Consider the following 26,590-nt stretch of genomic DNA (forward strand, 5'->3'; position numbering starts at 1 on the left):
CATTTGTAATAGTTGGGATTGGCATAGGAAGCAACCCAATTACAAATCGAGTTTCGAGTGACCTCAACATCAGGATGGGGCTCCCAAGTAACATAGGTCAGATTCTCAGCAGACGAAGCCCAATTTTGAAACATGGCTTCCGCATCACTCTCCACAAATCTTCTCAAGATTAAACGGTTTGTCTGTAATATTTGCGTACCTATTGCTTTCATGATGTTACCTCGCTTTCTGGTGTGTGATTCTCTATTCAATCTCCATTGAAACTATAGTATATTGAGATAAACTGTAGACAAATCAACTGTGGCATTCACATTAATTTCTAAAAATACTTTAGAAGTTGATTGGTACTATTCTAGATTCAATTTATTAGACTTTCAGTCAGTAGGTTTGAAGAAATAAAATCTAAATTCACTTTCTATATTATACTCAATGAAAATCAAAGAGCAAACTAGGAAACTAGCCGTAGGTTGCTCAAAGTACTGCTTTGAGGTTGTAGATAAGACTGACCAAGTCAGTTACATATATAATCCAAGGCGACGTTGACGTGGTTTGAAGAGATTTTCGAAGAGTATTACCCTTCTTTCTTGCAATGCTTTTCTAGATATGCTACAGTTGTGATAGCGATTACAAAATAAAAGGAGTATATTATGAAAAATCCAGCTTTGCTAGAAGAAATTAAGACCTATAAAGGCAGGGATGAGGTTCCAGAAGACTTTGATGCTTTCTGGGATGAGGAGGTGAAAAAAGTTTCAACTCTTCCAGCCTACCACTTGGAGGAAAGGGATTTCCACATTCCTCAAGTCAGGTGCTATGAATTAACCTTTGAAGGAACCAATGAAGGTAAGGTCTATGCACGCGTCGTTCTTCCAAAAAGTGAGGAGAAGGTTCCACTAATCTTCCATTTCCATGGTTATATGGGACGTGGCTGGGACTGGGCTGACATGCTGGCCTTCACCGTTGCTGGTTATGGCGTTGTTTCCATGGATGTGCGGGGGCAGTCGGGTTACTCACAAGACGGCTTGCGTTCTCCTCTAGGAAATACAGTTAAGGGGCATATTATCCGTGGTGCTGTGGAAGGTCGGGATCACCTCTTTTATAAGGATGTTTATCTGGACATTTACCAGTTGGTTGAAATTGTTGCTAGTCTGCCTCAGGTGGATGAAAAGCGACTTTCTAGCTATGGTGCCTCTCAAGGTGGTGCTCTAGCCTTGGTTGCGGCAGCGCTCAATCCTCGGATTCAGAAAACAGTTGCCATCTATCCTTTCTTGTCAGACTTCAGACGAGTGCTTGAGATTGGTAATACTAGCGAGGCTTACGACGAACTTTTCCGTTATTTCAAGTTTCACGACCCCTTCCATGAAACTGAGGAGGACATCATGGCGACCCTTGCCTATATCGATGTGAAAAATCTTGCTCATCGTATCAAGGGTGAAGTTAAGATGATTACTGGCTTGGACGACGATGTTTGCTATCCTATTACCCAGTTTGCGATTTACAATCGTTTGACCTGCGATAAGGCCTATCGTATCATGCCAGAGTATGCTCATGAAGCCATGAATGTTTTTGTCAACGACCAAGTCTACAACTGGCTCTGTGGTAGTGAGATTCCTTTTAAGTATGTGAAGTGATGAATGAGAGAGTCTAGTAGCTCTCTTTTTGTACAGAGTCTAGTCAGCAAATATTCTAGTTCATATATCCTTTGAAATTCATTCTCTTCGAAAATCTCTTCAAACCACGTCAGCTTTATCTGCAATCTCAAAACAGTGTCTTGAGTAGCCTGCGGCTAGCTTCCTAGTTTGCTCTTTGATTTTTATTGAGTATGAGTTTTTTCTGGGCTGTGGTGTCAAACAATTCATTTTCTATCTAGTTGGGTATAAGCTATTTCAATACATTGGAAAGCGTCTGTGAAATATGTTATAATTTATAAGAAAATATACAGTTTCGCTACAAATGAACATTTATATATACGTTTATGTATAAGATGGTTTTCTCATTAGGATAATATCTTGTAAAAACGATATTCCTGTAGATACAGTACTTAAATAGCATTTGTAAAGGAACAAAATAATCTATAGCTATTTTTATTGTAAGAATCAAAGTAGAGAATGTTATGCTAATGGAAACTGTAATATTTTATTTTTTAGAATATACTTGGATAAATTAATTTTGAAAGTTAAAGTGAGGTAATGTATGTTTGTGTGTTTAAAAGGTTTAGGAAAATTTCGTAAATCCAAAGCTTATGGTTTGGTTGGTTGTTTGACACTATCCGCAGTGATTGGCTTAGCTGCACCAGAGTTACCAATTATTGGTGGCGGGGTTGTTTCTGCTGATGTCATTCAAGGCGGTAGTGATATTCACGATGTGGACGTTCATAGTAAATCTGCAGAAGGTGTTGCTATGACTTATACTACTTATGATAGTGGAACAAGTGGAAAACAAACTGCGTCTGGCAGTGGTGTATTCGTAGCGCCGAATGTGATGGTAACAGTAGCTCATAACTACTATGATAAAAACCAAGAGGATAAGTCTGCAGTATTGCGTGGTGGGGAGTCTGCTCGTAGTTATGTGGTGATGAACTCAGAGACGGAAAAGAACAATAAAGTACCTACTTCTGGTGTATCGGAAACTCTTGAAAAAGACTCGATTCACTTGTATAACGGCAAAGACTTTGGTAAAGACTACAGCAACGACTTAGCAGTAGTGGTAACTAAAAAGCCTGTAGAAGCTATGACAGGTGGTGAGGACTCTCCAAGAGAGTTGAGTGATAAAGAGGTTTCTACGGGTGATAGCATCACTATGGTCGGATATCCCAATGATTTTTCTACTCCAAATTTAAGTAAAGAAAATAAAGCTCGATTGAAAGATGGTAAGGCTTATTCAGTCTCCACAACTGTGAGCAGTATCAATAAAGAGAGTGGTGCAGTCACTTATCATTCCTCAGCTTTAGGAGGTTTTTCAGGCGCTCCTTTGTTTAATGATAAGGGAGAGGTAGTCGGTATCCACCAGCACGGAACAAATACTTCAAACGCTCCTGAGAGTGAGCGTATTGGCGGTGGTACTATCTTTACGGACAAGCACAGAACTTGGATTCGTTCTATGATTGATAAATATGGTATAAAAGGTTGGTATACAGATGGTGCAAACCGTTACTACTATGATGAAAATCATATAGCTTTAAAAGATGTAGAGTCTGAGATTGACGGTGCTTTGTATAGTTTTGATGAAAAAGGTCGAGCTACTTTAGTAAAAGGTGAAGAAAAAGGTCGTGTTCTACTTCGAGTGGAAGATACTAAAGGAACTCCTTTGATTTCAGATAAGGTTGTTCAGGAAGGTCCTGTTGGAAGTGGCTTGAATTTTTATTTAAGACAAAATCCAGATTTCAAACAGTTAATAGCAACTTCCCCAACAGCTAAAGTTGTATCCTATAACGGAGTGCCAATTAACAAACTAGCAAGTGATACTACTTGGTCTGATGACTATGTCAGTAAGTTAGCTTTAGGTAATACAATTATAAGAGCGGTAGTAGATTCAGTAACTCCTCCATCTACCTCTTCTTCGGATTTTGCAAGAACGGAAGTTGGTAAAGTCGATTTGAGTGGTAAATCGAACTTACCTGTACCTAGTAAAGAGGTGTTACAAGCTCCGAATGGTTCAGAAAATTTTTATGCTACAACGCACATTCAAACGCCAGATGGGTCGGGGTCAGGTACTTTAATTGCACCCAATTTGGTGTTAACAGTCGCTCATAATTTCTTAACAGTTAAAGGTTCTGAGGTAGTTACTAAGTCTGGTCGCACCAATACAGTGTATAAAGCAACTTTACCGAATGGGTTGTCTGTGAATTTTTCAGATGATGATATTGTTTATTGGAATAAAAAAGATTCAGTATTTGGATTTAAAAATGACTTAGCTTTGGTTCGATTAAAAGAAGAGGTAAAAGGATCAACTCCTGTAGAGGTTGTAAAACAATCTTCGAAAGTTGCAGAGGGGGATTCTGTTTCGGTCTATGGTTTTCCAGATAACAAGCTAAGTCCAGTTTTAGATAGCAAAGTAGTAGGAACTACAGACTTCGGTTCTGGAATAGAGGGAATTAGCTATGGAGGTACGAAACCTGGAGCGTCTGGTGGTGGTCTTTATAATGATAAAGGTGCTTTAATTGGAGTTCACCAAAATGGTGTTGTAGGAAGTCGCAGTGGTGGTTTAGTCTTATCAAAAGAGCAGCTGGATTGGGTTCGTTCTTATATTGAGGGTCAACCAAAAGATCCTGTCTATGTGGAAGATAAAGAAGTGGAACCCTCTAAGAAGGATTCGGATAAGGATTTAGCTGGGAAATTAGATCCAAAAAAAGATAGTGGAAAAGAAGATTCTGGTATTTTAGGTACATCTGGTGACTTTGCAGCTCCTACAGTAGATAAGCCAGAGTTTAGAGGCGGGGTCAATGGTGCAGATGCTGAGGTTCATCACATTTCAGACTTCACAGGCGGAGTGAATGGAGGCGACTCACTTGTTACAGAAGTTCCAGAGTATAGCGGTATTCTATCCACATTAGGTGATTTTCCAGCTCCTACCGTAGCTAAGCCAGAGTTTAGAGGCGGGGTTAATGGTGCGGATGCTGAGGTCCATCATCTTTCAGACTATACAGGTGGAGTTCCTTTCACTGAATCTCCTATACTAGAAATGCCAGAATATAAGGGTTCATTAGCAATATCAGAAGAATCGGCCCCAATAGTTGAAAAACAGAACTCAACAGGCGAAGTGAGTGTGGTAGCAAGTCCTATGCATGATAACAATAGAGATAGTAAGAATGAAGCAACAATGAAACAAGTTATCACAAGAATTGCTAGTTCACAACGTATTTTCAAAAATGAAGCAGGAAGTGTGCAAATTCAAGCTTCAGAAGAAGTATTGGAAAATGTGATAGGTGTTCAAATTCAAGAAGTTCAAGTTAGTGATCTAAGTTCATTAAACTATAAAGCATTTGATATTCAATTAAAGGATACAGCTGCTAGAACTGTTCAGCCTAACGGAAAAGTCCTAGTTACTTTTGCTATGGATCAGTCTGTTGAGAATGTTTATGCTGTAGATCCAGAAGGAAACCTATACCCTATTGAATTCGAACAAAAAGATGGAAAGATTATTTTTGAGATTAGCAATTCTAGTATTTATGCGATGACTTTCCGACTCTCTATCGACAATCCACCATTTAAAAAACCTATAGAAGCTAAAAAGAACGAGGAACTTTCTCTATCCCCTAAACTGTTATCTACAAATGAGAGATCAGGATTTAATCAATTAGATAAGAAAGTAGGTAACGATGAACAAACTATGTTACCAAATACAGGTGAGACTTCTTCATTACTAACAATCTTATTCGGTTTTGTGGGAACGATCCTTGGAGTAATGATTTCTTATAAGCGAAAAGACAGTTAATTTGTCTTCAGTTGTTCTTTGAACTTTTATGTTCATATAAAATAAACCGAGTCTGGGACAAAAGTCTAGCCTTAAATATAAAAAGCGAACAAAACGAGTTATCTGACACTCAGAATTCTGTATTGTTCGCTTTTTTGTCTAATCTATCGATTTTTAAAATTCATAATAAAGAATTCCTAAAATCAAAATCTTTTTATACCAGACTCGCGCATCGAAGATTATACTCAAAAAATTCCAAGCGCGATACAGTAAAGGTGTTCAAGCTAATTGTAAAGCGAAAAGAGAAAAATATGAAACAAAAGGCTCAGGGGTTATCGTTTACACTCTTTATTGAAGGAGAAAGTTTAGTCCTAACTTAATGACATTGGAGCATATATTATTTCTCTTTTTGTTATAGAAGTCGAAAGTACTTTTAAAGAAGATAGAAGTATAAAAATATTTCTGAAAATAGAATCTATTGTAGATTAATATAGAAAAATATATTGTTTTATTGTATAATAAAGAAAAATCTAGATTTTTAGGAAATAAAATAATTACTTTTAGATAGTCATAGATTAATCAAGAATAAGCAATCGTATTAGTTGAATTGCTTTCCAGTGCTAACCTTTTAACTAATTCAAAAAATTTAAAAAATCGCTTAGCAAAAGCATCGGAGGAGTTATATGAATCAGAGTTTTATTAATCGTAAAAACCGATATGGTATTAGAAAATTTACTATCGGAGTTGCTTCTATAGTTATCGGCTCGGTCTTGTCTGGTATTTCACCAGTATTAGCACAAGAAACCACTACTAATATTGATGCAAATAAGGTTGAAACTACTTTAGAAAGTAGAACATCTGTATCAGGACCTATAATAGAAGTAGATTCTAGTAAATTAGCTTCAGCAATTGTTAATGGAGGTGAAATTAAAAAGGAAAGTCTGAAAGAAGAAGTGCCAATTAATCAAGGGGGAAATTCTAGAAATTTTCCAGTAGAATCAAATGCAGGAAGAGGAGAAAAAACAGAGAATCTTCCAGGAAAAACTAGAAGTGCAGATGACGTTGTGCTTCCTCCACGTGATTACTTTGCCAGAGATTTGAAGAATGTTAAAACTGTATTTGAAAAAGAAGACCTAGCTACGAATGCTGGAAATGGGCAAAGAGTTGACTTGGCAGAAGCATTAGATAAGTTGAAACATCTTCAAAATGCGACTATTCATATGGAGTTTAAACCAGATGCTAATGCTCCGCAATTCTATAATCTCTTTTCTGTATCAAGTGATAAGAAAAGAGACGAATATTTCAGTATGTCTGTTAATAAAGGTACTGCAATGGTCGAAGCACGAGGAGCTGATGGAAATCATTTCTACGGAAGTTATTCAGATGCACCGCTTAAAGTAAAACCTGGTCAATGGAATTCGGTTACTTTCACAGTGGAAAGACCAAAAGCAGACCAACCAAATGGACAAGTTCGTTTATATGTCAATGGAGTTTTATCTAGAACAAATACAAAATCTGGTCGTTTTATTCAAGATATGCCAGATGTTAATCAGGTTCAGATTGGAGCTACTAAGAGAGCAAACCAAACAATGTGGGGATCCAATCTTCAGGTTCGTAATCTGACTGTATATGATCGTGCCTTGACGCCTGAAGAAGTAGGGAAACGCAGTCAATTATTTAAAGTAGCGGATTTAGAAGTGAAATCATCGGAAAGTGCAAAAATTACAGAGAAGAAGGAAGTTTTTGTAAGTGGTGTAAATGGTGGATTGAATAAGGATGGAATTAATACTTACCGAATTCCAGCACTGCTAAAAACAGATAAAGGCACATTAATTGCCGGAGCGGATGAAAGACGTTTACAATTCGCAGATTGGGGAGATATTGGTATGGTAGTTCGTCGAAGTCAGGACGGAGGAGAGACGTGGGGAGATAGAATAACAATTTCTAATCTTCGTGATAATCCAGATGCCAAAGACAAAACTGCTCCGTCGCCATTAAATATTGATATGGTATTAGTTCAAGATCCGGAAACTAAGAGAATCTTTTCGGTTTATGATATGTTCCCAGAAGGAAAAGCAGTATTCGGTATGCCTGCTAAACCTGAAAAAGCATACGAGCGTATAGGGGATAAAACTTATCAAATTTTATATAAAACAGGCGAAAAAGGATATTATACAATTCGTGAAAATGGTGAAGTTTATAATTCTAAAAATCAAAAAACAGATTATCATGTTGTAGTAAGTCCCAAAAAACTAGGATATAGCGACAAAGGTGATTTGTATAAAGGGAAGGATTTAATTGGTAATGTTTACTTTGCGCAAAGTACGAAAAATCCTTTTAGAGTTGCAAATACTAGCTATTTATGGATGTCTTATAGTGATGATGATGGTAAAACATGGTCTGCACCGAAAGATATCACACCAGGGATTCGACAAGATTGGATGAAATTCCTTGGAACAGGTCCTGGAACAGGTATTGTATTACGTACAGGTGAGCATAAGGGACGGATATTGGTACCAGCTTATACAACAAACAGTATTTCGCATTTAGGTGGTTCGCAGTCTTCGCGTCTAATTTATTCAGATGATCATGGGGTAACTTGGCATGCTGGAGAAGCCCCAAATGATAATCGACCTGTTGGAAATAGTGTCATCCACTCGTCTAATATGAATAATAGTGGCGCTCAAAATACAGAATCAACTGTTCTTCAATTAAATAATGGTGATGTCAAACTCTTCATGCGTGGCTTAACTGGAGATCTTCAGGTTGCTACTAGTAAAGATGGTGGAGTGACTTGGGAGAAAACAATCAAACGTTATCCAGAAGTAAAAGATGCCTATGTGCAAATGTCAGCTATTCATACTATGCATGATGGGAAAGAGTATATTATTCTTAGCAATGCTGCTGGGCCAGGACGCGAACGAAAAGATGGTCTAGTTCACTTGGCACGTGTTGAGAAAAATGGCGAGTTAACTTGGCTGAAGCATAATCTAATTCAAGGTGGGGAATTTGCATATAATTCATTACAAGACTTAGGTGACGGAGAATACGGAATTTTATATGAACATAGCGAGAATAGTCAAAATCGCTATACAATTTTTTATAAGAAATTTAATTGGAACTTCTTGAGTAAATAAAAGCTAATTATAGACATAAGAAAACATCTCTGTGTTAGGCTTGTCGTTCAAATACAAACGCTAAATTTCAAGTTAGTTAGCAACAAAAAAATCTCTGGGAGACTTGTAGTTCAAGCATTTTTTATGATAGTTGTTAATCCAATTTTTGATGAATGCGACTTCTTTAGAAGTCGTTTTCTTAGTTTCTTTAGGTAACCATTTATGAATGAGCTTATTGTGATTCTTATTAGTTTTATACTTAATGAAAATCAAAGAGCAAACTAGGAAGCTAGCCGCAAGCTGTACTTGAGTACGGTAAGGCGACGCTGACGTGGTTTGAATTTGATTTTCGAAGAGTTTTAGTTCATTTGGTTGTATATACGGATATTTATATTACCTGAAACTACTTTCAGAAACAGCTGTTCTATAAAATACTTTTGAAACTGTAATCTATCCTACTACAAAGTATTGAAAGCGCTTCATAAATGATATATAATCAACTCATAAGAACAAAGAAAAGGAGGAAAGAGGATGCCACAGATTACTAAAGAAGCCTTGATTGCACAAATCAAAGATGGAATCATCGTTTCTTGTCAGGCCCTTCCTCACGAACCGCTTTATACAGAAGCGGGAGGAGTCATTCCCTTGCTGGTCAAAGCGGCTGAGCAAGGTGGAGCAGTCGGTATCCGAGCAAACAGTGTTCGCGATATCAAGGAAATCAAGGAAGTTACAAACCTTCCAATCATTGGGATCATTAAACGAGATTATCCACCACAAGAACCCTTCATCACGGCTACCATGAAAGAAGTTGATGAATTGGCAGAACTGGACATCGAGGTGATTGCTCTGGATTGTACCAAGCGTGAACGCTACGATGGTTTAGAGATTCAAGAGTTCATTCGTCTGGTTAAAGAGAAATATCCTAACCAGCTCTTGATGGCTGATACTAGTACTTTTGAAGAAGGACTAGCCGCTGTTGAAGCAGGAATTGACTTTGTCGGAACAACCTTATCAGGATACACATCTTACAGTCCAAAAGTGGATGGTCCTGATTTTGAATTAATCAAAAAACTCTGTGATGCCGGTGTAGATGTCATTGCAGAAGGGAAAATTCATACACCAGAACAAGCCAAACAAATCCTGGGATATGGAGTGCGAGGCATCGTTGTAGGTGGCGCTATTACTAGACCAAAAGAGATTACAGAACGCTTCGTTGCTGGTCTTAAATAACACAATTTAAAAACAGAGGAGAGTGGTGGATGCGTAGGATGAAATGAAAACGTATACAAATGCAATCTTACTCATTATCCAATATGGATACGCTTATCAATTAGGAGAATACAAATGAAATTTAGAAAACTAGCTTGTACAGTGCTTGCGGGTGCTGCGATTCTTGGCCTTGCTGCATGTGGTAATTCTGGTGGAAGTAAAGATGCTGGAAAATCTGGTAGTGATAGTGGAAAAACAGAAATCACTTGGTGGGCATTCCCAGTCTTCACTCAAGAAAAAACTGGTGACGGTGTTGGAACATATGAAAAATCAATCATCGAAGCTTTTGAAAAAGCAAATCCAGATGTAAAAGTGAAATTGGAAACCATCGACTTCAAGTCTGGTCCTGAAAAAATCACAACAGCTATCGAAGCAGGGACAGCTCCAGACGTACTTTTTGACGCACCAGGACGTATCATCCAATACGGTAAAAATGGTAAATTAGCTGAATTGAATGATATTTTCACAGATGAGTTTGTCAAAGATGTCAACAATGAAAATATCGTACAAGCAAGTAAGGCTGGAGATAAAGCCTACATGTATCCAATCAGTTCAGCTCCATTCTACATGGCTATGAACAAGAAAATGTTGGAAGAAGCTGGAGTTGCAAACCTTGTAAAAGAAGGTTGGACAACTGATGACTTTGAAAAAGTTTTGAAAGCGCTTAAAGATAAAGGATATACACCAGGTTCATTGTTCAGTTCTGGTCAAGGGGGAGACCAAGGAACACGTGCCTTCATCTCAAACCTTTACGGCGGTTCTGTAACAGATAAAGATGTAACAAAATATACAACTGATGATCCTAAATTCGTCAAAGGTCTTGAAAAAGCAGCTAGCTGGATCAAAGACGGTTTGTTGAACAACGGTTCACAATTTGACGGTGGAGCAGATATCCAAAACTTTGCCAACGGTCAAACATCTTACACAATCCTTTGGGCACCAGCTCAAAACGGTATCCAAGCTAAACTCTTGGAAGCAAGTAAAGTAGAAGTAGTAGAAGTACCATTCCCATCAGATTCAGGCAAACCAGCTCTTGAATACCTTGTAAACGGATTTGCAGTATTCAACAATAAAGACGACAAGAAAGTTGCAGCATCTAAGAAATTCGTTCAATTCATCGCGGATGACAAAGAATGGGGTCCAAAAGACGTTGTTCGTACAGGTGCCTTCCCAGTTCGTACTTCATTTGGCAAACTTTATGAAGACAAACGTATGGAAACAATCAGTGGTTGGACTAAATACTACTCACCATACTACAACACTATCAATGGTTTTGCTGAAATGAGAACACTTTGGTTCCCAATGTTGCAATCTGTATCAAATGGTGACGAAAAACCAGCGGATGCTTTGAAAGCCTTCACTGAAAAAGCTAACGAAACAATTAAAAAAGCTACAAAACAATAAGCACTAAATCAGATTGATCCCTCCCTTTTCCCTGTGCATAGTCTATGTAAGAAAAGGGAGGATTTTGTTTGAAATGTAAGGAACTGTCACGAAATTAAAATGAAGTTCTTACATAAGCGAATCTTAAAAAATTTCATTTTGATTTTAAAACAGTTCAAGAAAGTCAAAAAATTATTCTATTTGAAAGAGAGGTGCCGACAGTGAAAGTTAATAAAATTCGTATGAGAGAAACTATTATTTCTTATGCTTTCCTAGCGCCAGTTTTATTCTTCTTCGTTGTCTTCGTTTTAGTACCAATGATTATGGGCTTCATCACAAGTTTCTTTAACTACTCTATGACTAGTTTTGAATTTGTGGGCTTAGATAACTATATCCGTATGTTTAAAGATCCTGTTTTTACAAAATCTTTGATTAACACAGTTATTTTGGTTGTTGGATCTGTACCGATTGTTGTTCTCTTTTCGCTCTTTGTGGCGTCGCAAACCTACCATCAAAATGCTATTGCCAGATCTTTCTACCGTTTCGTCTTCTTCCTTCCTGTTGTAACAGGTAGTGTTGCCGTAACAGTTGTTTGGAAATGGATTTATGACCCACTATCAGGGATTCTAAACTTTGTCCTTAAATCAAGTCATATCATCAGCCAGAATATTTCTTGGTTGGGAGATAAACACTGGGCATTACTGGCAATTATGATTATCCTCTTGACAACTTCAGTTGGTCAGCCGATTATCCTTTATATCGCTGCTATGGGGAATATTGACAATTCACTGGTTGAAGCGGCTCGTGTAGACGGTGCAACTGAATTTCAAGTTTTCTGGAAGATTAAATGGCCAAGCCTTCTTCCAACAACTCTTTATATCGCAATCATCACAACAATCAACTCATTCCAAGTTTTCGCCTTGATTCAGCTTTTGACATCTGGTGGGCCAAACTACTCAACAAGTACCTTGATGTACTACCTGTACGAAAAAGCCTTCCAATTGACAGAATATGGCTATGCCAACACAATTGGTGTCTTCTTGGCAGTCATGATTGCGATCGTAAGTTTTGTTCAATTTAAAGCACTCGGAAACGACGTAGAATATTAAAGAAAGGAGACGGCTATGCAATCTACACAAAAGAAACCTTTAACAGCTTTCACTGTTATTTCAACTATTATTTTGCTCTTGTTGACCGTGCTGTTTATCTTTCCATTCTACTGGATTTTGACAGGGGCATTCAAATCACAACCTGATACAATCGTTATTCCTCCTCAGTGGTTCCCTAAAATGCCAACCATGGAAAACTTCCAACAACTTATGGTGCAAAACCCTGCTATGCAGTGGATGTGGAACTCTGTGTTTATCTCATTGGTAACCATGTTTTTGGTCTGTGCAACCTCTTCTCTAGCAGGTTATGTATTGGCTAAAAAACGTTTCTATGGTCAACGTATTCTCTTTGCCATCTTTATCGCTGCCATGGCACTTCCAAAACAAGTTGTCCTTGTGCCATTGGTACGTATCGTCAACTTCATGGGAATCCATGATACTCTTTGGGCAGTTATCTTGCCTTTGATTGGATGGCCATTTGGGGTCTTCCTCATGAAACAGTTCAGTGAGAATATCCCTACAGAATTGCTTGAATCAGCTAAAATCGACGGTTGTGGTGAGATTCGTACCTTCTGGAGCGTAGCCTTCCCAATTGTGAAGCCAGGATTTGCAGCCCTTGCAATCTTCACCTTCATCAATACATGGAACGACTACTTCATGCAGTTGGTTATGTTGACTTCACGTCAAAACTTAACCATCTCACTTGGGGTTGCGACCATGCAGGCTGAAATGGCAACCAACTATGGTTTGATTATGGCGGGTGCTGCTCTTGCAGCCGTGCCAATCGTAACAGTCTTCCTAGTCTTCCAAAAATCCTTCACACAGGGGATTACTATGGGAGCTGTCAAAGGTTAATACTCTGCGAAAATCGAATTCAAACTACGTCAGCGTCACCTTGCCATACTTAAGTATTGTCTGCGGTTAGCTTCCTAGTTTGTTCTTCAATTTTCATTGAGTATAGGAAAATCAATCTATCAAGATACAGAAATATATTTTATAGATTTAGAGAATATAGAGGTTATAAGTGTCTACAAAATGTTGGGTATTTTCTTACCTTGGAGATTTTGTTAGACACTTATAAACTTAAGAATGATTTTAGTTAGCTATCAGAAACGAAGGAAAGAGTATGATTTTTGACGATTTGAAAAACATCACCTTTTACAAAGGAATTCATCCCAATCTAGACAAGGCTATCGACTATCTCTACCAGCATCGTAAAGATTCATTTGAATTAGGTAAGTATGAGATTGACGGGGACAAGGTCTTTCTAGTTGTTCAGGAAAATGTCCTCAATCAAGCTGAAAATGATCAATTTGAGCATCATAAAAACTATGCAGATTTGCATTTGCTGGTAGAGGGACATGAATATTCGAGCTACGGTTCACGTATCAAAGATGAAGCAGTAGCATTCGACGAAGCAAGTGATATTGGCTTTGTTCATTGTCATGAACACTACCCACTATTGTTGGGTTATCACAATTTTGCGATTTTCTTCCCAGGAGAACCACATCAGCCAAATGGCTATGCAGGTATGGAAGAGAAGGTTCGCAAATATCTCTTTAAAATTTTGATTGACTAAAAAATCAGGAGGAGCAAACATGGCACAAAAAGGAGTAAGCCTTATCAAGGCAGCATTTGATACAGATAACTTTCTCATGCGTTTTAGTGAGAAGGTCTTGGATATCGTGACAGCCAATCTTCTTTTTGTTGTCTCTTGTTTGCCCATCGTGACGATTGGAGTGGCTAAAATTAGTCTCTACGAGACTATGTTTGAGATTAAGAAGAGTAGACGTGTGCCTGTCTTTAAAATCTATCTAAGAGCTTTCAAGCAAAATCTGAAGCTAGGTCTTCAGTTAGGTCTGCTTGAGTTGGGTATCGTCTCATTAAGCCTTCTAGACCTCTATCTCTTTTGGGGGCAGACAGCTATGCCTTTCCAAATGGTGAAAGCTATCTGTCTAGGCGTTCTTATCTTCCTCACTATCGTGATGTTGGCTAGCTATCCCATCGCTGCGCGCTATGATTTGACTTGGAAAGAAGTGCTACAAAAAGGCCTTATCTTGGCAAGTTTTAACTTTCCTTGGTTCTTCCTCATGCTAGCTATTCTCTTTCTCATTGTGATGGTTCTTTATCTGTCCGCCTTCAGTTTACTTTTAGGTGGTTCAGCTTTCCTACTTTTTGGATTTGGACTCTTGGTCTTTATCCAGACTGGATTGATGGAGAAAATTTTCGCAAAATACCAATAGGATGGCTTGTTTCTGAAACTACTTTCAAGCCATAAACATTTCAAAAATCATATCGAAACTAAAATCTAAGTGTACACAAGATATTGAAAGCGTTTTTCACAAGGTGTATACTAAACACGTAAAGAATAAATCCTGCTTTTAGCAAAAAAAAAAGAAATCTTAGGAGAAAATCTATGTCAGATTTAAAAAAATACGAAGGTGTCATTCCAGCCTTCTACGCATGTTATGATGATCAAGGAGAAGTAAGTCCAGAGCGTACGCGTGCTTTGGTTCAATATTTCATTGATAAAGGTGTTCAAGGTCTTTATGTCAATGGTTCTTCTGGTGAATGTATCTACCAAAGCGTTGAAGACCGTAAGTTGATTTTGGAAGAAGTCATGGCAGTTGCCAAAGGTAAGTTGACTATTATTGCCCACGTTGCTTGCAACAATACCAAAGATAGTATGGAACTTGCTCGCCACGCAGAAAGCTTGGGTGTAGATGCCATTGCAACAATTCCACCGATTTACTTCCGCTTGCCAGAGTACTCAGTTGCTAAATACTGGAACGATATTAGTTCTGCAGCTCCAAATACAGACTACGTGATTTATAACATTCCTCAATTGGCAGGGGTTGCTTTGACTCCAAGCCTTTACACAGAAATGTTGAAAAATCCTCGTGTTATCGGTGTTAAGAACTCTTCTATGCCAGTTCAAGATATCCAAACCTTTGTGAGCCTTGGTGGAGAAGACCATATCGTCTTTAATGGTCCAGATGAGCAGTTCTTAGGTGGCCGTCTCATGGGTGCTAAAGCTGGTATTGGTGGTACTTATGGCGCTATGCCAGAACTCTTCTTGAAACTCAATCAGTTGATTGCTGACAAAGATTTGGAAACAGCGCGTGAATTGCAATACGCTATCAATGCAATCATTGGCAAATTGACTGCTGCACATGGAAATATGTATGGTGTAATCAAGGAAGTCTTGAAAATCAATGAAGGACTTAACATTGGATCAGTCCGTTCTCCACTGACACCAGTGACCGAAGAAGATCGTCCAGTTGTAGAAGCAGCTGCAGCCTTGATTCGTGAAACCAAGGAGCGCTTCCTCTAATCCATAAGGAGGTATTTATGACACACTACGTTGCAATTGATATCGGTGGAACCAACATCAAATATGGTTTGATTGACCAAGAAGGCCAACTTGTTGAATCGCATGAAATGCCAACAGAGGCGCATAAAGGTGGACCTCATATCTTACAAAAGACCAAAGATATCGTATCCAGCTATTTAGAACAAGGCCCAGTAGCAGGTGTTGCTATTTCTTCTGCAGGAATGGTGGATCCAGATAAGGGTGAGATTTTCTATGCTGGACCTCAGATTCCCAACTATGCAGGAACTCAGTTCAAGAAGGAAATCGAGACTAGCTTTAATATTCCTTGTGAGATTGAAAATGATGTCAACTGTGCAGGTCTGGCTGAGGCAGTATCTGGTTCAGGTAAGGGAGCGAGTGTGACACTTTGCTTGACCATTGGAACCGGTATCGGTGGTTGCTTGATTATGGATGGGAAGGTTTTCCATGGATTTAGTAATTCAGCCTGTGAAGTTGGTTATATGCATATGCAGGATGGGGCTTTTCAGGATCTCGCTTCTACCACAGCTTTAGTGGAGTATGTGGCAGTAGCTCATGGAGATCCAGTTGACCAGTGGAACGGCCGACGCATTTTCAAGGAAGCCACTGAAGGCAACAAGATTTGTATGGCTGGTATTGACCGTATGGTAGACTATCTAGGAAAAGGTCTGGCAAATATTTGCTATGTTGCCAATCCAGAGGTAGTCATTCTCGGGGGTGGTATCATGGGGCAAGAGGCTATCCTCAAACCCAAGATCCGCACAGCCTTAAAAGATGCCTTGGTACCAAGTCTGGCTGAAAAAACAAGATTAGAATTCGCCAAGCACCAAAATACCGCAGGCATGTTGGGAGCTTATTATCATTTTAAAACAAAATAATCCTAGTTTGGCTCAGCCAAACTAGGATTTTCTGACGCGTTTTTGTCTACGATAGCCGTTGAGTTTTTTATTTTCCCAGTAGCTATTAAAGATTTTTTCCTTGCTTTCACGATTGATTTCCAAAAAGTAGGCATAAATCAAATCGATAAAGAAGAGCATAGGAAGTTGAGCGGATATTCGTTGGATGTAGGAAGGTTGGCTGTGGGTGGCTACAAGAACAGTCTCTGTGTAGGTCTGACTATCTTTATTGGGAACACTTGAAAAGAGTACAGTCTTTGCCCCCATCTCCTTAGCGTCTAATAAACTGTCTAAAATAGAGGGAGTTGTACCAGAAAGTGAGAAACCAAGTACGAGACAATTTTCGTCCATAATGCTGGTTGTCCAAGCAAAGCCGTCTTGATCGGTCAAAGCCTCGCAGACTACACCCAGACGCATGAAGCGCAATTTCATTTCACGAGCTACGAGGCCAGAACTCCCTGTTCCGAAGAAGTAGACACGCTCAGCATCTTCGATTAGCTGGGCAATTCGTTCTAGTTGGATTTCGTCAATCAAGTCTTGTGTTTGTTCCCTCATATTGCTATAGCTTCTGAGGACTCGTTTGGTCAGTGGACTGTGCTTGGAGACTTGGTTGGCTTGATTTTCTGCCTGATGTTGGTATTGGAAAATGAATTCTCGGTAGCCAGTAAAGCCACACTTTTTAGCAAAGCGGGTCAAAGCAGCTTGAGAAATATGTAATTTTTGGGTGACTTGTTGAGAAGATAAATCATCTGTAATCGTTTCAGCTTGCAAAAAATAGCGAGCGATTTCTTGCTCTAGGTCTGTCATTTCTTCAAAATGTGAATCAATGACAGTTGCGATATCTGGTTTGTCCATAGGGAAGGCTCCTTTAAATGAGTCGTATTGGAAAAAGGCTAGATTATTGAACTTTTACATTCATTATAACATATAATATAGGGATGAATAAATAAAAACGTATCTTACTGTAAAAACGAAAAAAGCTTCTTTCTTTTCCATAATTTTCTGCTCAAATTGTGGTACAATTAAGAGTAAGACTTTAAGTTAGAAATGAGACTGATTTGTATGAGAAAATTTAACAGCCATTCGATTCCGATTCGGCTTAATTTATTGTTTTCAATCGTCATTTTACTCTTTATGACCATTATTGGTCGTTTGTTGTATATGCAGGTTTTGAACAAGGATTTTTACGAAAAAAAGCTAGCCTCAGCTAGTCAGACCAAGGTCACAACCAGTTCTGCCCGTGGGGAAATCTATGATGCTAGTGGAAAACCTTTGGTAGAAAATACGTTAAAGCAGGTTGTTTCCTTTACGCGTAGTAATAAAATGACGGCTAAAGATCTGAAAGAAATCGCTAGTCAGTTGCTTGGATATGTGAGTATCAGTTCGCCCAATTTGACAGAACGCCAGTTAGCTGATTACTATTTGGCTGATCCTGAAATCTATAAAAAAACAGTGGAGGCTCTCCCAAGTGAGAAACGCTTGAATTCAGATGGCAATCGTCTATCCGAATCAGAACTGTATAACAATGCGGTCGATAGTGTCCAAGCGAGTCAACTAAACTATACAGAGGATAAAAAGAAAGAAATCTATCTTTTTAGTCAGTTAAATGCCGTTGGAAACTTTGCGACAGGAACCATTGTGACAGATGCCTTGACAGACACCCAGATTGCTCTGATTGCCTCTGCTTCGAAACAATTACCCGGCATCAGTATCTCAACTTCTTGGGATCGAAAAGTTTTAGAGACTTCCCTTTCTTCTATAGTAGGTAGTGTATCAAGTGAAAAAGCTGGTCTCCCAGCGGAAGAAGCAGATGCTTATCTTAAAAAAGGTTACTCTCTAAATGACCGTGTTGGGACCTCTTACCTAGAAAAGCAATACGAGGAAACCTTGCAAGGTAAACGCTCAGTGAAGGAAATTCATCTAGACAAGTACGGAAACATGGAAAGTGTCGAAAATATCGAAGCTGGTACCAAAGGGAATAATATTAAACTGACTATTGATTTGGCCTTCCAAGATAGCGTGGATGATTTGCTGAAAAGTTATTTCAATTCAGAGTTGGGGAATGGTGGAGCCAAGTATTCTGAAGGTGTCTATGCAGTCGCCCTTAACCCAAAAACAGGTGCTGTTTTGTCTATGTCAGGGATTAAACATGACTTGAAAACGGGAGAGTTGACGCCGGATTCCTTGGGAACGGTAACCAATGTCTTTGTTCCAGGTTCGGTTGTCAAGGCGGCGACCATCAGCTCAGGTTGGGAAAATGGAGTCTTGTCAGGAAATCAGACCTTGACAGACCAGTCTATTGTCTTTCAAGGTTCAGCTCCAATTAATTCTTGGTATACTGCCTTTTCTGGGCCAATGCCGATTACAGCGGTTCAAGCTCTGGAGTATTCATCCAATACTTATATGGTCCAAACAGCCTTAGGTCTTATGGGGCAAACCTATCAACCAAATATGTTTGTCGTCACCAGCAATCTAGAGTCTGCTATGGGTAAATTGCGTTCAACCTTTGGCGAATATGGCTTGGGGTCTGCGACCGGGATTGACCTACCAGATGAATCTACTGGATTTATTCCCAAAGAGTATAACTTTGCCAATTTCATTACCAATGCCTTTGGGCAGTTTGATAACTATACGCCGATGCAGTTGGCTCAGTATGTAGCAACTATTGCAAATGATGGTGTTCGTGTGGCTCCTCGTATTGTTGAAGGCATTTATGGTAATAATGATAAGGGAGGCCTAGGCGACTTGATTCAGCAACTGCAACCGACAGAGATGAATAAGGTCAATATATCCGACTCCGATATGAGTGTCTTGCATCAAGGTTTTTATCAGGTTGCTCATGGGACTAGTGGATTGACAACTGGACGTGCCTTTTCAAATGGTGCCTTGGTATCCATTAGCGGAAAAACGGGTACAGCCGAAAGCTATGTGGCAGATGGTCAGCAAGCAACCAATACCAATGCGGTGGCCTATGCTCCATCTGATAATCCCCAAATCGCTGTTGCAGTGGTCTTTCCTCATAATACCAATCTAACAAATGGTGTAGGACCTTCCATTGCGCGTGATATTATCAATCTGTATCAAAAATACCATCCGATGAACTAGAAAGGAAATTATGCTTTATCCAACACCCATTGCCAAGCTGATTGACAGTTATTCCAAGTTACCAGGTATCGGGATTAAGACGGCTACGCGTCTGGCCTTTTATACGATTGGGATGTCTGATGACGATGTCAATGAATTTGCAAAAAATCTCCTTTCTGCTAAGAGAGAATTGACCTACTGTTCCATCTGCGGTCGCCTGACTGATGACGATCCTTGCTCTATCTGTACCGATCCGACTCGTGACCAGACAACGATTTTAGTTCTCGAAGATAGTCGCGATGTGGCAGCCATGGAGAACATCCAAGAATACCATGGACTCTATCATGTCTTACATGGTCTTATTTCTCCCATGAATGGCATCAGTCCAGATGATATCAATCTCAAGAGTCTCATGACTCGTCTGATGGATAGTGAAGTTTCAGAAGTAATCGTAGCAACCAATGCCACAGCAGATGGCGAAGCAACTTCCATGTATCTTTCACGTTTGCTCAAACCAGCTGGGATCAAGGTTACGCGCCTGGCACGAGGTCTTGCTGTGGGGGCAGATATCGAGTATGCGGACGAAGTGACACTCTTACGAGCCATTGAAAATCGAACAGAGCTGTAAGTCTGGACAAATTAACAAACTCAATTCATTTATATAAAAAATCAAGGAGACCGATATTTTTTATCGTTCTCTTTTTAGATTTATTGAAGACCAGTATCAGGTTCAAGTTTCAAAAAAGAAGCAAATATGATATACTAAAGAACGAGTATTCTATTAGAATTGGAACAAATAATATGAAACAAACGATTATTCTTTTATACGGTGGACGTAGTGCAGAGCGTGAAGTCTCTGTTCTTTCAGCTGAGAGTGTGATGCGTGCGGTCAACTACGACCGTTTCACAGTCAAGACTTTCTTCATCAGCCAGTCGGGTGATTTTATTAAAACGCAAGAATTTAGCCAGACTCCAGGTCAAGAGGATCGTCTTATGACCAATGAAACCATTGATTGGGATAAGAAAGTTGCACCAAGTGCTATATACGAAGAGGGAGCAGTGGTCTTTCCAGTCCTTCATGGTCCGATGGGAGAGGATGGCTCTGTTCAAGGATTCTTGGAAGTTTTGAAAATGCCTTACGTCGGTTGTAACATCTTGTCATCTAGCCTTGCCATGGATAAAATCACGACCAAGCGTGTTCTGGAATCTGCTGGTATTGCACAAGTTCCTTATGTGGCTATCGTTGAAGGGGATGATATGACTGCTAAAATTGCCGAAGTGGAAGAAAAATTGACTTATCCAGTTTTCACAAAACCATCAAACATGGGTTCAAGTGTCGGTATTTCAAAATCTGAAAATCAAGAAGAACTCCGTCAAGCCTTGAAACTTGCCTTCCGATATGACAGTCGTGTCTTGGTAGAGCAAGGGGTCAATGCCCGTGAAATCGAGGTTGGTCTCTTGGGCAACTACGATGTCAAAAGCACGCTGCCAGGAGAAGTGGTCAAGGATGTAGCCTTTTATGACTACGATGCCAAGTATATTGACAACAAGATTACTATGGACATCCCAGCCAAGATTAGTGATGATGTGATAGCTGTCATGCGTCAAAATGCAGAAACGGCCTTCCGTGCCATTGGTGGTTTAGGTCTATCTCGTTGTGATTTCTTCTATACAGATAAGGGAGAAATCTTCCTAAATGAACTCAATACCATGCCAGGTTTCACCCAGTGGTCTATGTACCCACTACTTTGGGATAATATGGGAATCAGCTACCCAGAACTAATCGAGCGTTTGGTTGACCTTGCCAAGGAAAGTTTTGACAAGCGCGAAGCGCATTTGCTATAAAAATGAAAGAGAGGGTAGGAGCCAGAACCATCACTGCAAGGTGACTAGAGTTCTCGGACTTCAACCCTTTTTAAAGGAGTAGAAATGAAATTAACAATCCATGAAGTTGCCCAAGCTGTTGGAGCTAAAAATGATGTTAGTCTTTTTGCGGACGCCCAGTTAGAAAAGGCTGAGTTTGACAGTCGATTGATTGGGACTGGAGATTTATTTGTGCCCCTCAAGGGTGCGCGTGACGGTCACGACTTTATCGAAACAGCTTTTGAAAATGGCGCTGCTGTAACCTTGTCTGAGAAAGAGGTCGCAAATCATCCTTACATTCTAGTAGATGATGTTCTGACTGCCTTTCAGCAACTAGCAGCCTACTATCTTGAAAAAACAGCTGTTGATGTCTTTGCAGTTACAGGTTCAAATGGTAAGACAACGACCAAGGATATGTTGGCACACTTGCTATCAACAACCTACAAAACCTACAAAACTCAAGGCAACTACAATAACGAGATTGGCCTTCCCTACACAGTTCTCCATATGCCTGAAGGGACAGAAAAGTTGGTTTTGGAGATGGGACAGGATCACTTGGGAGATATTCATCTCTTGTCTGAATTGGCTCACCCAAAAACAGCCATCGTGACCTTGGTTGGAGAGGCTCATTTGGCCTTTTTCAAAGATCGTTCTGAAATTGCTAAAGGAAAAATGCAAATTGCAGATGGTATGGCATCGGGTTCTTTGCTTTTGGCACCGGCTGACTCTATTGTAGAGGACTACTTGCCAGCTGATAAAAAGGTGGTTCGTTTTGGGCAAGGAGCAGAGCTGGAAATCACAGACTTGATTGAGCGCAAGGACAGTCTGACCTTTAAGGCTAATTTCTTGGAACAAGCCCTAGATTTGCCAGTGACTGGTAAGTACAATGCCACTAATGCCATGATTGCGTCTTATGTTGCCCTACAAGAAGGGGTTTCAGAGGAGCAAATTCATAAGGCTTTCCAAAACCTTGAATTGACGCGTAACCGTACCGAATGGAAGAAAGCAGCCAATGGAGCAGATATCTTATCAGATGTTTACAATGCCAATCCAACTGCTATGAAGCTGATTTTAGAGACTTTCTCTGCCATTCCAGCCAATGAAGGTGGCAAAAAAATCGCTGTCTTGGCGGACATGAAGGAACTTGGTGACCAGTCAGTTCAGCTCCATAACCAGCTGATTTTGAGCCTCTCGCCAGATGTGCTGGATACCGTGATTTTCTATGGAGACGACATTGCAGAATTGGCCCAATTGGCTAGTCAAATGTTCCCAATCGGCCACGTTTACTACTTCAAGAAAACAGAAAACCAAGACCAATTTGAAGACCTAGTTAAGCAGGTCAAGGAAAGTCTAGGAGCTAATGATCAAATCTTACTCAAGGGCTCTAACTCCATGAATTTAGCTAAGCTGGTAGAAAGTTTAGAAAATGAATGCAAGTGATTTTGTTAAACATTTACGTATTTCTAAATCCATTTTTCTTACATTGCATGGTATAATAAAATGCAGGAAAATTTTGAATCATGAGGAATACTAGATGAATTTATGGGATATTTTCTTTACGACCCAAGCAACAGAGCCACCCAAGTTTGATCTTTATTGGTATGTCAGTATATTTACACTCTTGGCCTTGACCTTTTATACAGCCTATCGTTATCGTGAAAAGAAGGTTTACCAACGATTTTTCCAAATATTGCAGGCCGTTCAGTTAATCCTTCTTTATGGTTGGTATGGGGTCAATCATATGCCACTGTCAGAAAGTTTACCCTTTTACCATTGCCGTATGGCTATGTTTGTGGTGCTCGTGCTTCCTGGTCAGTCTAAATATAGGCAGTATTTTGCATTACTAGGAACATTTGGGACATTAGCTGCCTTTGTTTATCCAGTGCCAGATCCCTATCCTTTTCCACATATTGCCATTTTGTCCTTTATCTTTGGGCACTTAGCTCTCTTGGGGAACTCACTGGTTTATCTCTTGAGACAGTACGATGCGAGAATGTTAGATGTGAAAAGAATTTTTCTTATGACCTTTGCCCTAAATGCCTTGATTTTTGTGGTCAATTTAGTAACAGGTGGTGATTACGGATTCTTGACAAAACCGCCATTGGTTGGAGATCACGGCTTAGTAGCTAATTATTTGATTGTTTCTCTGGCCTTGTCAGCAGCCATTACTTTGACAAAAAAAATCTTGGAACTATTTTTAGAACAAGAAGCAGAAAAAATGATTGCAAAGAAAGCTTAGAAATGAGCTTTCTTTTTTGTAGAATAGACAGATTGTTGACAAAGTTTACAGTGAATGAATTTCTGAACAGAAAAACTAAAAAATTGGCTGGTAAATTTAGGGAAAAACTGAGCACGATGAGATTTTTTGTGTTATAATATTCTGTGAATAGCTATGCCTACGTTTAGCTATTGAATATTACGAAGTTAGAAACTTGGAAGATAGAGAGGATGCGATGTAATGGCTAGAGAAGGCTTTTTTACAGGTCTAGATATTGGAACAAGCTCTGTCAAGGTGCTTGTAGCCGAGCAGAGAAATGGTGAATTAAATGTAATTGGCGTGAGTAATGCCAAAAGTAAAGGTGTAAAGGATGGAATTATTGTTGATATTGATGCAGCAGCAACTGCTATCAAATCAGCAATTTCCCAAGCAGAAGAAAAAGCAGGCATCTCAATTAAATCAGTGAATGTTGGTTTACCAGCTAATCTCTTACAGGTAGAACCAACTCAAGGAATGATTCCAGTAACATCTGATACCAAGGAAATTATGGATCAAGATGTCGAAAATGTTGTCAAATCAGCTTTGACAAAGAGTATGACACCTGATCGTGAAGTTATCACATTCATTCCTGAGGAATTTATTGTGGATGGTTTTCAAGGGATTCGTGACCCACGTGGTATGATGGGGGTTCGCCTTGAAATGCGTGGTTTACTTTATACAGGCCCTCGCACTATTTTACATAACCTACGTAAGACAGTTGAACGTGCAGGTGTTCAGGTTGAAAATATTATTATTTCACCACTAGCAATGGTTCAATCTATTTTGAATGAAGGTGAACGTGAATTTGGTGCTACAGTGATTGATATGGGTGCAGGTCAAACGACTGTCGCTACAATCCGTAACCAAGAACTTCAGTTTACCAATATTCTCCAAGAAGGCGGAGATTATGTAACTAAGGATATCTCTAAAGTCTTGAAGACATCACAGAAACTAGCCGAAGGTTTGAAATTAAACTATGGAGAGGCTTATCCTCCTCTCGCAAGTAAAGAAACATTCCAAGTCGAAGTGATCGGGGAAGTAGAACCTGTTGAAGTAACAGAAAATTACTTGTCAGAGATTATTTCTGCACGAATTAAGCATATTTTTGAACAAATCAAACAAGACTTAGACAGAAGACATTTATTGGATCTTCCTGGTGGCATTGTTTTGATTGGTGGAACCGCTATTTTACCGGGTATTGTGGAACTTGCTCAAGAAGTTTTTGGTGTTCGTGTCAAGCTTTATGTTCCAAACCAAGTTGGTATTCGCAATCCAGCCTTTGCGCATGTGATTAGTCTATCAGAATTCGCGGGACAATTGACAGAAGTACATCTCTTGGCTCAACGAGCAGTCAAGGGTGATGAAGGATTATTCCAACAACCGCTTAGTTTTGGGGGAATGATTCAGAAAACAGCTCAGTTTGTACAATCAACGCCTGTTCAACCAGCCCCTGCTCCAGAAGTAGAGCCGGTGGCGCCTACAGAACCAATGGCGGATTTCCAACAATCTTCACAAAATAAACCGAAATTAGCAGATCGTTTCCGTGGCTTGATCGGAAGCATGTTTGACGAATAAAGAGGAAAAATAAATTATGACATTTTCATTTGATACAGCTGCTGCTCAAGGTGCAGTGATTAAAGTAATTGGTGTCGGTGGAGGTGGTGGCAATGCCATCAACCGTATGGTCGACGAAGGTGTTACAGGCGTAGAATTTATCGCAGCAAACACAGATGTACAAGCATTGAGTAGTACAAAAGCTGAGACTGTTATTCAGTTGGGACCTAAATTGACTCGTGGTTTGGGTGCAGGAGGTCAACCTGAGGTTGGTCGTAAAGCTGCTGAAGAAAGCGAAGAAACATTGACGGAAGCTATCAGTGGCGCAGATATGGTCTTCATCACTGCTGGTATGGGAGGAGGCTCTGGAACTGGAGCTGCTCCTGTTATTGCTCGTATCGCCAAAGATTTAGGTGCTCTTACAGTTGGTGTTGTAACACGTCCGTTTGGTTTTGAAGGAAGCAAACGTGGACAATTTGCTGTAGAAGGAATCAATCAACTTCGTGAGCATGTAGATACTCTATTGATTATTTCAAACAACAACTTGCTTGAAATTGTTGATAAGAAAACTCCACTTCTTGAAGCTCTTAGCGAGGCAGATAACGTTCTTCGTCAAGGTGTTCAAGGAATTACCGATTTGATTACCAATCCAGGATTGATTAACCTTGACTTTGCCGATGTGAAAACAGTTATGGCAAATAAAGGGAATGCTCTTATGGGTATTGGTATCGGTAGTGGAGAAGAACGTGTGGTTGAAGCAGCACGTAAGGCAATTTACTCTCCACTTCTTGAAACAACAATTGATGGAGCAGAAGATGTGATTGTCAACGTAACTGGTGGTCTTGACTTAACCTTGATTGAGGCAGAAGAGGCTTCACAAATTGTGAACCAGGCAGCAGGTCAAGGAGTAAACATCTGGCTCGGTACTTCAATTGATGAAAGTATGCGTGATGAAATTCGTGTAACAGTTGTCGCAACGGGTGTTCGTCAAGACCGCGTAGAAAAGGTAGTAGCTCCACAAGCTAGACCTACTACCAACTACCGTGAGACAGTAAAACCAGCTCATTCACATGGCTTTGATCGTCATTTTGATATGGCAGAAACAGCTGAATTGCCAAAACAAAATCAACGTCGCTCGGAACAAGCTCAAGGATCTGCTTTTGGTGATTGGGATTTACGTCGCGAGACAATTGTTCGTCCGACTGATTCAGTAGTGTCACCGGTAGAACGTTTTGAAATTCCAAATTCACAAGATGAAGATGAGTTGGATACACCTCCATTTTTCAAAAATCGTTAAG

18 protein-coding genes and 3 pseudogenes are annotated in these 26,590 nt (G+C 39.7%); 18 read left to right on the forward strand and 3 right to left on the reverse strand.

Features of this window, described 5'->3' with window-relative positions; translation table 11 throughout:
• Positions 1–212: pseudogene (locus N8L90_RS07010) on the reverse strand (GNAT family N-acetyltransferase); the annotation flags it as partial.
• A 435-nt stretch (positions 213–647) separates the two neighbouring features.
• On the opposite strand from N8L90_RS07010, the gene N8L90_RS07015 reads away from it, so the two are divergent.
• The 3 genes and pseudogenes from N8L90_RS07015 to N8L90_RS07025 all read left to right on the forward strand — a co-directional run.
• Positions 648–1,628: an acetylxylan esterase gene (locus N8L90_RS07015; RefSeq protein WP_261024799.1), complete on the forward strand. Its 981-nt coding sequence runs from the start codon at positions 648–650 to the stop codon at positions 1,626–1,628.
• 562 nt (positions 1,629–2,190) lie between these two features.
• Entirely contained in the window at positions 2,191–5,430 is a 3,240-nt protein-coding gene (locus N8L90_RS07020) for an SIALI-17 repeat-containing surface protein (RefSeq protein WP_261024800.1), read from the forward strand.
• Between the two features lie 662 nt (positions 5,431–6,092).
• Positions 6,093–8,543: pseudogene (locus N8L90_RS07025) on the forward strand (sialidase domain-containing protein); the annotation flags it as partial.
• A 50-nt stretch (positions 8,544–8,593) separates the two neighbouring features.
• Here N8L90_RS07025 and N8L90_RS07030 read toward each other — a convergent pair.
• Positions 8,594–8,777: pseudogene (locus tag N8L90_RS07030) on the reverse strand (IS30 family transposase); the annotation flags it as partial.
• A 279-nt stretch (positions 8,778–9,056) separates the two neighbouring features.
• Here N8L90_RS07030 and N8L90_RS07035 point away from each other — a divergent pair.
• From N8L90_RS07035 to N8L90_RS07070, 8 genes are all read left to right on the forward strand, one after another.
• Entirely contained in the window at positions 9,057–9,755 is a 699-nt protein-coding gene (locus N8L90_RS07035; protein ID WP_261024801.1) for an N-acetylmannosamine-6-phosphate 2-epimerase, read from the forward strand.
• Between the two features lie 114 nt (positions 9,756–9,869).
• Complete coding sequence (locus tag N8L90_RS07040; RefSeq protein WP_000672106.1) at positions 9,870–11,198, forward strand: ABC transporter substrate-binding protein; 1,329 nt, start codon at positions 9,870–9,872, stop codon at positions 11,196–11,198.
• Positions 11,199–11,419: 221 nt separating this feature from the next.
• A complete protein-coding gene (locus N8L90_RS07045; RefSeq protein WP_162489245.1) occupies positions 11,420–12,286 on the forward strand; it encodes a carbohydrate ABC transporter permease in 867 nt (288 codons plus the stop codon).
• 15 nt (positions 12,287–12,301) lie between these two features.
• A complete protein-coding gene (locus N8L90_RS07050) occupies positions 12,302–13,141 on the forward strand; it encodes a carbohydrate ABC transporter permease (RefSeq protein WP_033676563.1) in 840 nt (279 codons plus the stop codon).
• A gap of 271 nt (positions 13,142–13,412) precedes the next feature.
• Positions 13,413–13,865, forward strand: a complete 453-nt coding sequence (locus N8L90_RS07055; RefSeq protein ID WP_000575448.1) for a NanQ anomerase/TabA/YiaL family protein — start codon at positions 13,413–13,415, stop codon at positions 13,863–13,865.
• Between the two features lie 19 nt (positions 13,866–13,884).
• A complete protein-coding gene (locus tag N8L90_RS07060) occupies positions 13,885–14,529 on the forward strand; it encodes a YesL family protein (protein ID WP_261024804.1) in 645 nt (214 codons plus the stop codon).
• A gap of 173 nt (positions 14,530–14,702) precedes the next feature.
• On the forward strand, positions 14,703–15,620 hold the full coding sequence (locus N8L90_RS07065) for a dihydrodipicolinate synthase family protein (RefSeq protein ID WP_001281495.1): 918 nt from the start codon (positions 14,703–14,705) through the stop codon (positions 15,618–15,620).
• A gap of 17 nt (positions 15,621–15,637) precedes the next feature.
• Positions 15,638–16,516, forward strand: a complete 879-nt coding sequence (locus N8L90_RS07070; RefSeq protein WP_261024806.1) for an ROK family protein — start codon at positions 15,638–15,640, stop codon at positions 16,514–16,516.
• A gap of 21 nt (positions 16,517–16,537) precedes the next feature.
• Here the strand turns inward: N8L90_RS07070 and N8L90_RS07075 are convergent, their stop codons facing one another.
• On the reverse strand, positions 16,538–17,389 hold the full coding sequence (locus tag N8L90_RS07075; RefSeq protein WP_224218630.1) for a MurR/RpiR family transcriptional regulator: 852 nt from the start codon (positions 17,387–17,389) through the stop codon (positions 16,538–16,540).
• A 192-nt stretch (positions 17,390–17,581) separates the two neighbouring features.
• Here N8L90_RS07075 and pbp2b point away from each other — a divergent pair, with 192 nt between their 5' ends.
• The 7 genes from pbp2b (at position 17,582) to ftsZ (ending at position 26,589) form a co-directional block, all read left to right on the forward strand.
• Positions 17,582–19,639 carry a penicillin-binding protein 2B gene (pbp2b, locus tag N8L90_RS07080; RefSeq protein ID WP_261024808.1) on the forward strand — a complete coding sequence of 686 codons (2,058 nt, stop codon included), beginning with the start codon at positions 17,582–17,584 and terminating at the stop codon, positions 19,637–19,639.
• Positions 19,640–19,649: 10 nt separating this feature from the next.
• Positions 19,650–20,246, forward strand: a complete 597-nt coding sequence (gene recR / locus N8L90_RS07085) for a recombination mediator RecR (protein ID WP_000966754.1) — start codon at positions 19,650–19,652, stop codon at positions 20,244–20,246.
• A gap of 173 nt (positions 20,247–20,419) precedes the next feature.
• Entirely contained in the window at positions 20,420–21,463 is a 1,044-nt protein-coding gene (locus tag N8L90_RS07090; RefSeq protein ID WP_261024809.1) for a D-alanine--D-alanine ligase, read from the forward strand.
• Positions 21,464–21,547: 84 nt separating this feature from the next.
• Positions 21,548–22,921 carry a UDP-N-acetylmuramoyl-tripeptide--D-alanyl-D-alanine ligase gene (locus N8L90_RS07095; RefSeq protein WP_261024810.1) on the forward strand — a complete coding sequence of 458 codons (1,374 nt, stop codon included), beginning with the start codon at positions 21,548–21,550 and terminating at the stop codon, positions 22,919–22,921.
• 94 nt (positions 22,922–23,015) lie between these two features.
• On the forward strand, positions 23,016–23,720 hold the full coding sequence (locus N8L90_RS07100) for a YwaF family protein (RefSeq protein WP_261024812.1): 705 nt from the start codon (positions 23,016–23,018) through the stop codon (positions 23,718–23,720).
• A 219-nt stretch (positions 23,721–23,939) separates the two neighbouring features.
• Entirely contained in the window at positions 23,940–25,313 is a 1,374-nt protein-coding gene (ftsA, locus tag N8L90_RS07105; RefSeq protein WP_261024813.1) for a cell division protein FtsA, read from the forward strand.
• Between the two features lie 16 nt (positions 25,314–25,329).
• The gene (gene ftsZ / locus N8L90_RS07110) at positions 25,330–26,589 is read left to right on the forward strand and encodes a cell division protein FtsZ (RefSeq protein ID WP_000144273.1); all 1,260 of its coding nucleotides are present in this window, start codon (positions 25,330–25,332) and stop codon (positions 26,587–26,589) included.
• Position 26,590 lies beyond the last annotated feature (1 nt).

The sequence above is a fragment of the Streptococcus mitis genome, assembly GCF_946190115.1.
GTDB lineage: Bacteria > Bacillota > Bacilli > Lactobacillales > Streptococcaceae > Streptococcus > Streptococcus mitis_CO.